Source organism: Syntrophotalea sp., from assembly GCF_050253115.1.
In the GTDB taxonomy this organism is placed as follows: domain Bacteria; phylum Desulfobacterota; class Desulfuromonadia; order Desulfuromonadales; family Syntrophotaleaceae; genus Syntrophotalea; species Syntrophotalea acetylenica.
This window is the reverse complement of sequence record NZ_JBFWJQ010000065.1, coordinates 1-13,530: the sequence shown is the minus strand read 5'-3', so window position 1 is coordinate 13,530 and position 13,530 is coordinate 1. Positions and strand designations below refer to the sequence as shown.

The 13,530-nt window shown below is 56.6% G+C and carries 9 protein-coding genes; 4 read left to right on the top strand and 5 right to left on the bottom strand.

Translation table 11 applies throughout. The features are described from left to right. Positions 1-117 precede the first annotated feature (117 nt). The gene (locus AB7E65_RS08230) at positions 118-2,334 is read left to right on the top strand and encodes a bifunctional diguanylate cyclase/phosphodiesterase (RefSeq protein WP_428745632.1); all 2,217 of its coding nucleotides are present in this window, start codon (positions 118-120) and stop codon (positions 2,332-2,334) included. A 122-nt stretch (positions 2,335-2,456) separates the two neighbouring features. Here the strand turns inward: AB7E65_RS08230 and AB7E65_RS08225 are convergent, their stop codons facing one another. Together AB7E65_RS08225 and AB7E65_RS08220 are read right to left on the bottom strand one after the other, a co-directional pair. After that, positions 2,457-3,083, bottom strand: coding sequence for a class I SAM-dependent methyltransferase (locus AB7E65_RS08225; RefSeq protein WP_072287443.1), 627 nt, complete (start codon positions 3,081-3,083; stop codon positions 2,457-2,459). Beyond that, on the bottom strand, positions 3,076-4,359 hold the full coding sequence (locus AB7E65_RS08220; RefSeq protein WP_428745631.1) for a M48 family metallopeptidase: 1,284 nt from the start codon (positions 4,357-4,359) through the stop codon (positions 3,076-3,078). The genes AB7E65_RS08225 and AB7E65_RS08220 overlap by 8 nt, the downstream gene beginning before the upstream one ends. A gap of 197 nt (positions 4,360-4,556) precedes the next feature. On the opposite strand from AB7E65_RS08220, the gene AB7E65_RS08215 reads away from it, so the two are divergent. After that, positions 4,557-5,918 (top strand): radical SAM/SPASM family putative metalloenzyme maturase, encoded by a 1,362-nt coding sequence (locus AB7E65_RS08215; RefSeq protein WP_320361169.1) that lies wholly within the window; start codon positions 4,557-4,559, stop codon positions 5,916-5,918. A 66-nt stretch (positions 5,919-5,984) separates the two neighbouring features. On the opposite strand, the gene AB7E65_RS08210 is transcribed toward AB7E65_RS08215, so the two are convergent. From AB7E65_RS08210 to AB7E65_RS08200, 3 genes are all read right to left on the bottom strand, one after another. Next, entirely contained in the window at positions 5,985-6,194 is a 210-nt protein-coding gene (locus AB7E65_RS08210) for a hypothetical protein (protein ID WP_428745630.1), read from the bottom strand. A 246-nt stretch (positions 6,195-6,440) separates the two neighbouring features. Then, positions 6,441-7,409, bottom strand: a complete 969-nt coding sequence (locus tag AB7E65_RS08205; protein WP_072288152.1) for a glycyl-radical enzyme activating protein — start codon at positions 7,407-7,409, stop codon at positions 6,441-6,443. Positions 7,410-7,500: 91 nt separating this feature from the next. Further along, positions 7,501-9,900: a glycyl radical protein gene (locus AB7E65_RS08200; protein WP_428745629.1), complete on the bottom strand. Its 2,400-nt coding sequence runs from the start codon at positions 9,898-9,900 to the stop codon at positions 7,501-7,503. 719 nt (positions 9,901-10,619) lie between these two features. On the opposite strand from AB7E65_RS08200, the gene AB7E65_RS08195 reads away from it, so the two are divergent. Together AB7E65_RS08195 and AB7E65_RS08190 are read left to right on the top strand one after the other, a co-directional pair. After that, complete coding sequence (locus tag AB7E65_RS08195; RefSeq protein ID WP_428745628.1) at positions 10,620-12,257, top strand: PocR ligand-binding domain-containing protein; 1,638 nt, start codon at positions 10,620-10,622, stop codon at positions 12,255-12,257. Positions 12,258-12,280: 23 nt separating this feature from the next. Continuing rightward, positions 12,281-12,931, top strand: coding sequence for a response regulator transcription factor (locus AB7E65_RS08190; protein ID WP_428745627.1), 651 nt, complete (start codon positions 12,281-12,283; stop codon positions 12,929-12,931). The last annotated feature ends 599 nt before the right edge of the window (positions 12,932-13,530 follow it).

The following is a 13,530-nucleotide window of genomic DNA, read 5'->3' as shown; positions in this document are numbered from 1 at the left end:
AGATAGCAGATTGGATCAATTGAACCTGCTCAAATAGCCAGCCGCCTTTAGGCGGCCCAAGGTTTGAGCCAACCGCTTTGAGCGGTTCACCCATAAAGCCCCCGGTTTGACCGGGGGATACTTACTCAGACCAACCAGGCGATTGTCCGGCACGTAGACAAGCAGGCGCTGTTTGAGGATATCTGCAATATTGCCGTGGAACTGGGGGGGCTGTGCATGGCCCTGATAACCGTTTTGGAACCGCATGGGGAGAATTGTTCCGTTGCTGCTTCCTGCGGTGCCGATCCCGCCTTGCTTGACGTGATCCCCGAGCATACCCTGCATGAGTTCGGAGGCCGTAAAGAGGCTCCGCGGACGCTGCTTTCCGGAGGTTCCGTGATCTGCAATCAGGCCGCTGCGGGGGCATCCGATGAGCGTGTCAAGGGTGTACTCCGTCGCTGCGGCATCGGTTCTTTTGGTCTGTTTCCGCTTTACCGGGGAGACAGCATTTTCGGCACCTTGAATCTGTATTCCACCACGGATGACTTTTTCGGAAAAGACATGGTTGCGGTGCTCGAGGAGATGGCCGGTGATATCACCTTCGCGCTGAATACCTTCGATAAGGAAATGGCCCGGAAAAAGGCCGAGGAACGCCTGCAGAAAACTTCCGCGACACTGACCGCTGTTTTTCAGGCCACACCCCTGCCGGTGATCATCAACGATCTCGAAGGCCGTGTGTTGTTCTGGAATGCGGCCGCCGAGACGGTTTTCGGGTGGTCGGAGAAGGAGGCTCTCGGTAAGGCGCCGCCCTTTGTCCCCAAGGAAAAGCAGGGGGAGTTCCATCGCAATCTGGCCTCCGCCAAATCCGGGAATTCCCTGCGGGGCGTGGAAATCCAGCGTCGCCGCCGCGATGGCCGGCTGCTCGACATGCTGCTGTTTACCGCACCGTTGCACGATGTCTCCGGTCGGATCGAAAACACCGTTGCGCTGTTCATGGACATTACCGAACAGAAACGAGCCAGGGAACACATTCTGTGTCTTGCCCATTACGATCAATTGACCGGCCTGGGTAACCGGACGCTGCTGCGCGAGCGGTTTGCTCAGGAGGCTTCCCGTGCGCAGAGGGCAAAGCGTCATCTGGCGCTTTGCCTGATCGATCTGGATAAATTCAAATCGGTCAACGACGCGCTGGGGCATGCTTTGGGAGACATGCTCCTGGTTCAGGTGGCGCGGCGTCTGGAGGAGTGCCTGCGCCGGGCGGATGTTATCTCGCGGCTCGGGGGAGATGAGTTCCTGGTACTGCTGACCGATCTTGAGCGGCCGCAGGATACGGTCAGGATCGCCGATAAAGTCCTGGGGGCGCTGACGCGGCCGTTTTCTCTCGAAGGGCACACCGTGCGCATTTCCGCCAGCATGGGCATCGGGTTTTTCCCCGAGGACGGAGAGGATTTCGATACCCTGTTCCGGAAAACGGATACCGCCATGTACGCCGCCAAGGAAAAGGGGCGCGACAAGTTCATGTTCTTTCGTGGCGAGATGGATCAGAAAATCCGGGCTCGCCTCGATCTGGAAAACAGCCTGCGGAACGCTCTGGAACACAAGGCGTTTTTCCTTCACTATCAGCCTCAGGTCGATATCCTCACGGGCCGCATCGAGGGGGTCGAGGCCCTGTTGCGCTTCCGGCATCCCGAGCGGGGGCTGATACCGCCCGACAGCTTTATACCGGTTGCGGAGGATTCGGGGTTGATCGTACCTTTGGGGGAATGGATACTTGAAGAGGCCTGCCGTCAACTGCGATTGTGGCGGGAAGCGGGGTTGACGGACCTCACCATGGCGGTAAATCTTTCGCCGGTGCAGATTTTTCAGGAGGATTTCGCCGGTCGCACCGAGGCTATTCTGAAAGCCCGGGGCATTCATCCCGGTCTTCTGAATCTGGAACTGACGGAAAGTATCTTCATGGAAGAAGATGAGCGTGTCCACCACACGCTGCTGACACTGAAAAAGATGGGTGTGCGCATTGCGCTGGACGATTTCGGCACCGGTTATTCCAGCCTCAGCTATCTCAAGCGTTATGCCGTCGATGAAATCAAGATCGACCGCAGCTTCGTACGGGACGTATGCAGTGATCCGGGCGATGCGGCTATTGTCCTTGCCACCATCCAGATGGCTCGCAGCCTTGGTCTGCAGACCGTTGCGGAAGGGGTGGAAACAGCAGAGCAGCTTGCCTTTCTGCGGGCCCATGGCTGCGATCGCTACCAGGGATATCTTTGCAGCCGACCGCTGGTGGCCGATGCGCTCGCGCAACTGGTTGAAGGGGGGCATGACAAGCTCGACCCCTGGATTCCCGGCGTGTAAACGGCAATACATTCGAAGCAGGCCCGGTTCCATTGGCCGGCGCAGATGGCTGCCGGGAAGCCCGGGATGACGGGCAAACCGGACCCGGAGCATGATCGCAGCCAGCGTATATCACCGGTTTGTCAGGGTTTTTGGGCCATCATGAAAAACAGCGGATAGGTTTTGGGGATTCCCCTGGCGTCGGCTTTTTCAATGACCATCATGCGCTTTGCATAGACGTCTGCAAAACCGCACGATCGCAGTTGGTTTCCCAGCAGCCGAGGGTCGAAACCCCGCTGAACGTCCATGCTCCCGCCGTGAAAGGAACCGTTCTCCGGTTCCAGGTCTCCCACGCAGAAAAATCCCCCCGGTTTGAGCAGCGCGAATGTGTGCGCAAGGATTGCCGGTATATCCTGCACGTGATGCATGGCCATCAGGCTGTAGATCAGATCGAACTGCCGTAATCCAAAGTCCATGCGCAAAAAATCGCCACAATGGATGTGGAGATTGCGGATGGCGGCGTGGTCGATTTTTTGTCGCAGCACGGCCAGCATGCCTTCCGAGGCGTCGACCATGGCGATGCGATGCAGCAAGGAGGCGAGCTGCAAACCGGCCTGTCCGGTACCACAGCCGAATTCAAGAGCTTCGGCACGAGGCGGCAGGGGCACGTGTTGCAGGATATGGGAGACAAATACGCGGGCCGTTTCACGGATCCGGGGGTTGGCGTCCCAACCGGTGGCCAGCGCGTCAAAATCCTTTACGTCAGTCATGTACGGACTCCTTTGCGGTCGATCTGTTTTCAGCAGAAGCTCTGGCCAATTTTTGCAGGGCTGCGACCCGCTCCACGATCGGCGGATGGGAAAACCGCAGACGGACATACAGCGGATGCGGATGCAGCGCGGCAAGGTTTTCCCGCGCGAGCTTGACGAGTGCTTCCGCCAAATCGGCGGGCCGTCCGGTGAGTTGACAGGCGAAGCGATCGGCCTGCCATTCCTGGCGACGCGACAGGGCGCTGCCGACAGGCGCCAGGAAAAAGCTGGCGATGCCGGCGAGCAGGGACAGAATCACGACCTGAGCCGGGAAGGATGCCTTTTCCAGACCGAGCAGGGCCGGCAGGCCGCCCCAGCGGATCAGCAGCCACGCCAGAAACAGGCCGCCAAGCGACACAAGGGCGCCGCCCAGCAGGCGCCTGGTTATGTGACGGTGTTTCCAGTGGCCGATTTCATGCGCCAGTACCGCCAGCACCTGATCGTCATCCATCTGTGCCAGCAGGGTATCGAACAGGATGATGCGTTTCTGGCGACCCAGTCCGGTAAAGTAGGCGTTGCCGTGGCGGCTGCGCCTGGACGCGTCGACCTGGAAAATGCGTCCGGCGCGCATCCCGGCCTGCTCGGCCAGTTGTCGGATGCGCGGTTCCAGCGCCGGGTTCTGGACGGGTGCGAAGCTGAAAAACAGCGGTTCGATAAGATAGGGTGCGATTACCATCAACAGCAGCCCGAACAGGGTGACAAAGCTCCAGACCCACAGCCACCATGTGTCCGGACGGCTCTGCACCAGGCACAGGCAGCCGCCGGCCAGCAGCCCGTACAGCAGCAGTGACAGCGCCATGCCCTTGAGGGCATCGGTCAGCCACAGGCGCATCGTCATGGTATTGAATCCATAGCGGGCTTCAATGCGGAAATTCCGCCACCAGGAAAAGGGTAGATCCAGCAGCAGCCATGCATTTGTCAGACCGATGAAAAACAGGCTGCCCCGCAGGATAAAAGAATCCGTCACCGAACCGGTCCAGCCATCGTAGCGCGATATCCCGCCGCCAAACATGAACCCCGCAAAAAGCATCGCCATGAAACCCTGTGCGACCAGAGCCAGACGTTTTTTATCCGTTTCGTAAGCAAGGGTCTGCCTGACGGTTTCGGCATCGAAGTTCTTCGTGAAGGCAGGCGGTACGAACACACTCTGACGCCGCTGGTGACGAAGGTTGAGCCATTCCAGCCATTGCTCGCACATGACCACCAGCAGCCAGGCGCTCAGAATCAGGTATTTCATGAAAAACTCCCTGCGGGATCTTGTTTTTCGACGAGGGATGTATACGTTTCCTGCAAAAAACCGGGACGGTTTGCCCTTTTGTCATGATGGCGTTTATGCTATGAATACCGCGCAAACCTTGATGCACGACAAGGTTTTTCTGTTATGTATCGGCTATGCTCATCCATAAAGAGCAGTCGATTCGGAGGATGAGAACCATGAAAATGCATGATAGCAGATCCGCGGGCGGCATGGCCAGCACGTCATCTCCCGCGCTGCGTGAATACCCGAGCAAACTGTTTGTCGAGAGTACGACTTTCTGCAATCTGCGCTGCCCCATGTGCGTCAAGCAGGCTGCGGACAGCAAGGTTGTCGATGCCGATATGTCGCAACAGACCTTTGCCGCTCTGGAAGCGGCGTTTCCCTTCCTGGAATCGCTGGTGCTCAACGGCATCGGCGAGCCGCTGATGCATCCGCATATTCTCGAATGGATCCGCAGGGCCCGCCAGATAATGCCGGATAATGCATGGGTCGGTTTTCAGTCCAACGGCCTGATGCTGGATCGCAGTCTGGCAGACAAGCTGGTCGACGCGGGGCTGGATCGCATCTGCCTTTCGGTGGATGGCGTCAAGCCCGAGACCTTCAGCAAAGTGCGCAAAGGCGAGGACCTGAGCGACATGGATCGCGCCTTCCGCGTGCTGCGCGAGGCCCGGCAAGGACAATCGGAGTGCCGGCTAAGGATCGGCGCCGAGTTTGTCGCTATGCGCGAAAATTTTCGCCAGTTGCCCGATACGGTGCGCTGGGTGGCTGAGCGCGGCGCCGATTTCTTCATTGTCAGTCACGCCCTGCCTTACGATATTTCCGGTATCGCCCAGACCGCCTATGACAATTCCATCGACGCCGCTGTCGAGATTTACCAACGCTGGAAGCGGCAAATGGAGGCTGACGGGCTGGATATCAAGGCCTACGATTACATGGTCTGGGAAAAAGAGCAGGTTCTGCCCCGGACCGTCGATCCGCAGGTGCGCAAGGTCAACCAGATGGTTGGCCGCATGCGGGCCGAAGCGCGCAAAAAGGATATTTTCATGGATGTCATGCAGCTGCTGCGGCGTGACGAGGCCATGGTTTCCGCGGTCCAGGAGGTTTTCGAGGAAGCGCGGCAGGTTGCCGCAGCGATGGGCATTGAAATCAAGCTGCCGGTCGTCACACCCCGTTACGAACGGGAATGCCCCTTCGTGACCAAGGGGTCCGCATTTATTTCCTGGAACGGTGACGTGCATCCCTGTTATTACCTGTGGCATCATTACCGCTGCTGGGTCAATGACTGGGATCGCCTGGTCAAGCCGAAGGTATTCGGTAACGTCAACCGGCAGCCGCTGCTCGATATCTGGCGCAGTGAGGACTTCCGCATTTTCCGCGAGCACGTGGTCGAATTCGATTATCCCTACTGCTCCAATTGCGGGGTCGCGCCCTGCGACCTGGTGCAGGAGGAGGATTTCGAGCAGGACTGTTTCACCAATCCCGAGCCCTGTGGTTCCTGTCTGTGGGCCATGGGGTTGCTGCAGTGTCTGCAGGATTGATATCGATTTTATTGCAACGCAAAACGCCCGGTCATTTCGACCGGGCGTTTTGCGTTGCAGATCCCTTTACCACATGAAGAAGGTGCCCAGGGCGATGATGTCCACTTCCTGCCTGCCGTCATTGAACCATTCGACGTTGGCGCGGTTGTATTCCAACACAAGCTTGAGGTGGGGGTTGATGTCATGAAACACCCCGATGGTGATGACATCCTGCTGTTTGAGTTCCCCGTTGCCGGTGGAAGCGCGGACGGCTTTTCCGGCGGAGGTTTCATCCATGCGGTTGGCGCCGCAGCAGATACCGGGCCTGGTCTGGCCGAAGCGGTTGTCCCAGCTACAGGTACCCTGCAGCTGGTAGCCCTAACTGTCCCGCTCCTCGCCGTCTACAGGGCGGCAAGCACAGGGCTGGCGGCAAACAAAGTGACGGCCACGCTCAGGTCGCTCAACAGCTGTTTGATGGTCGGCCTTTCCTTACCCGCCCGGCAAGTCTTCGTCCGGAAACCCCGGATGGATGCAACGTAGTTGTTATCCGCCAATGGAGACCTTGATCCCCCGGTCCCTGAAAAGCCGACCGTGGGCTTCCGTTTCCTCAAGCGTCAATGCTTCAATACCCGCCAAAGCATATTTCTGCCCCAGTTGTCCCCATTTCATTTCGCCCAGCCGGTGGTAAGGCAAAATATCGAGGGATTGCACGTTGTTCAGCCCTTTTACGAAATCGGCGGTGGCTTCGAGATTGTCGCGCGAATCGTTGTAGCCGGGGATGAGCGGCAGGCGGATTTTGACGGGGATGCCGAGGCCGGCGATGTTGCGCAGATTTTCGAGAATGACCATATTGGAAACCCCGGTGAGCCGCTTGTGTTCGGCGTCGTCCATGTGTTTGATGTCGGTCAGCACCAGGTCGACGTGCTCCAGAATCGACGCATAGGTTGGCCACTTAACGAATGAACTGGTTTCGATGGCGGTGTGGATGCCCCTGCGTTGCGTTTCCTTCAGGGCTGCCTTGAGGAATTCGGGCTGAGCCGTCGGTTCGCCGCCGGAAAAGGTTACGCCGCCGTTGCTCTGTTCGTAGAATTTGCGATCCCGCTCGATCATCTCCATCAACTCTTGGATCGACAGGTAGCGGCCGATGATGTTGATGGCACCGGCGTAGCAATGCCTGGCGCATCGCCCGCACAGGGTGCAGCGGTCCCGGTCGATGATCAGTCCCCTGCCAGTCGATTCGTCCTGCCTGATGGCGTCGACCGGACAGACTTCCAGGCATTTGCCGCAGCCGATGCAGTTGTTGCAGACGAACGTAATTTCCGGCTTGCCGGCGAGGGATTCAGGGTTCGAGCACCACGGACATGACAGCGGACAGCCTTTGAGGAAAACCAGGGTGCGAATGCCGCCGCCATCGTGAATGGCGAACTTCTGAATGTCGAAGACCAGCCCCTTGAGGCCTTCTCCGCGATCACCGATGTTGTCAAAATCCAGGACCTTCTGTCTCCAGTTCATGGTCATTCTCCAGGTTTTTCGGTGTTTCCTTCTCCCGGGAGGGGCCGGATCCTTGGGACCCGGCCCCCGGTGTCACCACCCGTCAGGCTGATCAGAATACCTGTTCGGTGCGGGAGATGATGTCGTCCTGCAGCGATTTGTCCAGCGCGGTGAAGAAGGCGCTGTATCCAGCTACGCGGACTACCAGACCGCGGAAATCCTCCGGCTTGTCCTGGGCTTCGAGCAGGGTGCTGCGGTCGATGACGTTGTATTGGACGTGGAAACCGCCGTTTTTGAAGTAGGTTTCGGTAACGTTGATGAGGTTGCGCAGCCCCTCTTCGCCTTTGACGGCATTGGGATGGAACTTCTGGTTGAGCAGGGTGCCGTTGGAGGTGACTTCATGGTCCAGCTTGGCTACCGAGTTGACCGTCGCCGTCGGGCCGGAGATGTCCGCGCCGCCGATGGGGGAAACACCGTCAGCCAGCGGGGTGCCGCTCTTGCGCCCGTCCGGAGTCGCGCCGACCACGGCGCCGAAGGGCACGTTGGCCGATGCCGGGTAGAGACCGGGTTGGAACTGACCGCCGCGGGGGTTGCGGTACTTATTGACTTCACGGCAGTAGATGTTGGCCGATTCGACGGCGATTTCATCGGCGTAATCGTCGTCGTTGCCGTATTTGGGGGCACGGTTGACAAGCATCTGACGGATGTTTTCGGCGCCTTCGAAGTCTTTGTCGAGGATGTCCTTGAGTTCCGGCAGGCTGATGACTTTTTCGTCGAAGCACAGCTTCTTGATGGCGGTCAAAGAATCGCCGGCATTGGCAACACCGACCCCCTGCGGGCCGCTGAAGTTGTAGATGGCGCCGCCTTCCTGCAGCGATTTGCCGCGGCCGATGCAGTCTTCGACCAGGCTGGAGAGGAAGGGCAGGGGTACATTCTGGCCATGGGCCAAATCGACCATGTTGTCGGAGTGGCACATCAGACCGACGAAATATTCCATCTGCCTGGCGTAGGCGGCCATGACGTCGTCGAAACTCTTCATTTCGGTGACGTCACCGGTCTTGAGGCCGACCTGCATGCCGGTGCGCTTGTCGTAACCGTTGTTGAGGGTCAGTTCGACGATTTTAGCCATGTTGAAGAAGGCGGCATCGTGCCAGCCCTCGGTCTTGCCGCCGACCTGGGGCTCGACGCAGCCGATGATACCGTAGTCGCGGGCGTCTTCCAGGGTCAGGCCGCGGGACAGCAGGGCCGGAATAATGGTGCGGTCGTTGAAGTAAGCCGGTACGCCCAGACCCATGCGGCTGATTTCGGCGGCTTTCATGTACAGTACGTCCGGAGTTCCTTCATGGATGCGGATCGACAGGGACGGAGCGTAGAGCTTGGTGTTGGCAGCACACTGCAGCAACATCAGGGACAGCTCGTTGGTAGCGTCCTTGCCTTCACGATCCACGCCGCCGACGATGATGTTCATGAACATCGGGTAGCCTGCGAAAGCCATGGTGGAGTTTTCGTCGCGGACCTTGTTCAGGCCGTTGAATTTCAGCCACAGAAGGTCAAGCATTTCCTGGACCTGCTGGTCGGACATGGAGTCTTTGCTGGCCAGGTAGAAGGGGTAGCAGTACTGGTCGAAGCGCATCGGCGAGATGGAGTGCCCGTTGGACTCGATCTGAATGACCAGGTGGATGAACCAGAAGGCCTGTACGGCTTCCGCAAAGGTTTCCGCCGGTTCGGCAGGTACCTTGCGGCAGATACGGGCAATCTCGAGCAGTTCGGCTTTGCGGGCCGCATCTTTTTGCGCTGCAGCAAGGCGCTCGGCCTCATCGGCAAAACGATTGGCAAAGGCGATTACGGCCTTGTTGGCGATGATGGTCGACTCGAGAAAATGCAGGGACTTCATCTGGTGAGCGTCGGCGTAATCGAAGTTTTCTTTAGCGGCCTCGGCTTCGGCGATGACCGCGTTAAGGCCTTCGCGCATGACCTTGCCGTAGTTGGCGGAAATGTGGCCGACGCCGTTGAAGTAGTAGTTGCCGACGGTGTAAGCCACCGCGTTGCCCGCGTCAATGGCTTCCTGCTTCATCAGAGCAGTGGCGATTTCGTAGTTGGTTTTGCCCTTCCAGTAGGGGAAAACGTCCTCACGCAGAGTTTTCTTCACATCTTCGCTGATCAGGAAAACGTCAGCCGAACGCTTGGCCAGGCGATCAAGCTCGGCTTCCAGCCATTCACAGGAAAACTCGGGGAATATCGGTGCGGAGCGGGGCATGCTGCACTGGTTGCCGACGATCAGTTCGTCGTCGTCGATGTAGATCGACATGCCGAGGAGGATTTTCTCCAGAGCCCTGGCCCGGCGGAGGCTCATGGGCTGGCCCTCGGTTTCCTTGTAGGATTCGGTGATCAGTCTGGCGCGTTCGGCGCAGATTTCCGGGGTTGTGGCCAAAAATCTTGCCTTGATTTTTTCGACGCGTTCGCTGGGTCCCATGGTAGCGACGGTGGGGTCAACTTTAACCTTGGTAGACATGGTGCCTCCTTTTTTGAGTGGTCGTAATCGCGTTTTTTTAACGACCTCCGGGTTGATTGATCCGTTACTTGATAAAGCCGTGTGCCAGGTTGAGAATCAGCGTGCCCACGGCGACGGCGCCCGCGGGAGGATCGATATGGGTGGAACCGGGTTCCACATCGTGCGTGCCACCAGGCTGATAGCGGCGCCGATGATACCGCCGCCGAAGCAATGTAGCAGAGTGCTACAGACCACGGAGCCATGGTGTTTTCCTTTCCTGAATGTTTTAAAAGTAAAGCGATTAAAATAAACTGCTTTTTTTGTGAACGGTTGATGTACGTTCATGACGGATGAAAGTGTATCGGGTCGTTTTTTGCGCGTAGTCTATTTGTAAACGAGGAGCTTCATGTGCACAATCGCTACAAAAGGCCAATATTGTCGCTCCATATAGTGATTTTCAGGATCACCCTGTTGCCGATGGTTGCCGCAAATCGTATTTTTGTCCCTCGATATAGTGATTTTCTCTGTCCCTATGTCTGGCAAACGACATTTTATTTTGGGTCAGGTGGTCGCTCGTGCTATGAATAAAGGGTCTGGTTTTTGTTCGAAGTTTCCGGATGGACACAAGCCCTTTGATGATCAAAACGGCGTGAAACGGGAAACGTCGGCGGTCTTGCCTGGCGGATCGGGGGCCGGTCTGCTGGAAGGATATCCAGGCCAAAGACGGTGGCGGAGGTGGCATGGGGTGCCAGCAGATAAAGCTTCTGGACCTGATTGAAAAGGACGTTCTTGAGGAAATTGTCAGGGATTTCACCGAGGCAACGCGGGTGGCGTCGGTGCTGGTCGATCTCGATGGCCAACCGATTACCCGTGAGCATAATTTTTCGCGGCTGTGCAAGGACTATTGCCGATCGACGCCGGAGGGGCGGGCGCGCTGCTATGCCAGCGACCGTTTTGGGGGCGAGGAAGGCCGGAAGATCGGCAAGCCTTTCATCTACAAGTGTCTGAACGCCGGCCTGATGGACAGCGCCACGCCGATCATCGTCGAAGGCTATCATGTAGCCACTTTGGTCATGGGGCAGGTGCTGACGCGACCGTTGTCCATTCAGGAGGCCCTCGATGCTGCCAAGCGCATCGGCGTCGAGGATGTGGCGGGTTATCTGAGGGCGTTGCATGAAGTGCCGGTCATGAGTTACCAGCGCCTGCAGTCCGTAGTCAAACTCATGTGCACCATCGCCAAGACCATCAGTTCGCTGGCGATCCAGAAATACCTCTCTCAAAGGGCCTACCAGCAAAACCTGCACAACATCATCAACAGTGTTTCCGATTCCATCATCTCAACGGATCCGGATGGTATTGTGACCGTGATCAACAAGGCCACGGTTGCGATGTTCGGTCGGGAGGCATCGACGGTTGTCGGCCGGCCGATCTTTGATCTATTCGCTTGTCCCGATGCGTTCCGCGAGTACCTGAGCTGCAAGAAGCAGCAGCAACCCTATGAAATTCCGCCGGTCTTTGAAGTAATGAAACCCGACGGCCAGATATTCTATACCCACGCATCCTGCCAGGAACTTTTCCTCTCGACGCGGGAAACGATGGGATACGTTACGGTGTTACGCGACGTTACCCGGGAAAAAAAGATCGAAAAAATGAAAGAGGATCTCATCGGCATGCTGACCCACGACATGGGCAATCCGATTCTTTCCATTCAGCGGGTGCTGGAGTTGATGTTGGACCGCCACCTTGGCACCCTCAATAACCGGGGCGAGGACCTGGTATCCCTGGCCCTGAATTCGACCCACAAGCTTTTCGGCATGGTTTCAAACTTTCTGGATATTTTTCTGGATGAATGTGCCGGGCTGAATTTGTGCCAGGTGCCGGGGGATATGGATTCGACCCTCATGGAGAGCATCCGACAGGTCGGTTTTTCCGCCGGCGACAAGAAAATCAGGATCCATTTCGAACCGGGGCGGGGCGGCATGCAGATGGCTGCGGATTGGGCCCGGCTTCAGCGCACCTGTGTGAATCTTCTGGAAAATGCCATTCGTTTCAGTCCCGTCGGAGGCAGCATAGCTCTTACCTGCGAACCCTGTCGCGATGAACGGGACCGGAGCGCCATTCTGGTCACCATTGATGATCAGGGCAAAGGCATTGACAGGGAAAAACAGGAACTGATTTTTCAGAAATTCTATACCACGACCGTTCAGGGCGGGAATGAGCGCCGCGGGGTAGGGTTGGGGCTTACATTCAGCAAGCTGGTCGTCGAAGCCCATGGAGGCAGGATCTGGGTCGAATCACCTTACCTGGACGGGGCGGGAAAGCAGGTGACGGGATGCAGGTTTCGTTTCCTGGTTCCCATTGCCTGTGACACACGATAAACGGTGTCCAACTTGGAGGATTTATGAGCGAGGAACGTCCGGTAACCGTCTTTATCGCCGACGATCATCCGATTCTACGCATCGGCCTGAGCATGTACCTCGAATCGCAAAAGAGCATCCGCATCGTCGGCGAAGCCGATAACGGTTTCGACGCGGTCAACGCCATCACCCAGAATCCTCCCGATGTGGTGCTGATGGATATAGACATGCCGGGTCTTTCCGGAATTGAAGCCATCCGGGTACTGCGCAAGACCCTGCCGGATCTCAAAATCATCGTGCTTTCAACCTATACCAAAAAAGACTATGTCCAGGAAGCCATGAGCGAAGGCGCCAACGGCTATGTGGCCAAAAACACTAAAATTGACGAACTTATCAAAATTATTGAGGATTTCGCTTTGGACAGGGAGTGCATGTCGCCCTATCTGCTGAATCTCGCCATCAAATGGCGCCGGCCTGCGGACGGCTCTGACGGCGATGCCGAGCACAATCTGACCCGGACCGAGATCCGCGTGCTGAAAAATATCGCCGAAGGCAAAACCAACAACGAAATAGCCCAGATTCACTTCGTCAGCATCGAAACCATCAAAACCCACGTCCAAAGAATCTTCAAGAAACTTGAAGTGAGCAATCGCATGGAAGCCGTGGCGGTCGCGCGCAAGAAAAATATCATCTGAGGGTGCCGCCAGCATTTCCCTTCTCCGATGGGAGCCATGCTTAAAGGTTCAGTCTGTAACCGGCCCGTGTCTTTGCGCGAAATTTAGTAACATGGTACCGTAACAAATGTATTTACCATTGTTCAGCCATGAATTCCCGGTATTTTTTTTATTTTGTTTTACAGGTGGTTACATAGTGAAAATTGAATCACTTTCCTGTTTTGTTGAAGGGGAATTTTGATAACAACAGGTTGGGCAATGGTGGCGGGACCATGCCCAGGCAGCCGGGATCGCTGGAGCAGGCGGGTCGGGTGCCTGCAAGCCATCCATTTGATTGCATGTGATGATTCAGTTTTCTGCCGGCATGATTCAAAATCATATTTCATGTTCCAAAAAAAGTATGAAAAAAAATCGGATATCATTGAGAAAATTAGCGTAGATATTAAAGTTTTTTCGCGAAATTTGACATTTTTCCGGAAAAGTATTATGTTAACAACTCAACTTTCGCACCTGCTTGGGCGGCGTAACATAATGAAATCACATTGATCTTTTAAAATATACAGGCCGGTAGTAGCATCGGTCGTCGAAATATCGACGGGATTTTCATCATGAACGCCTCC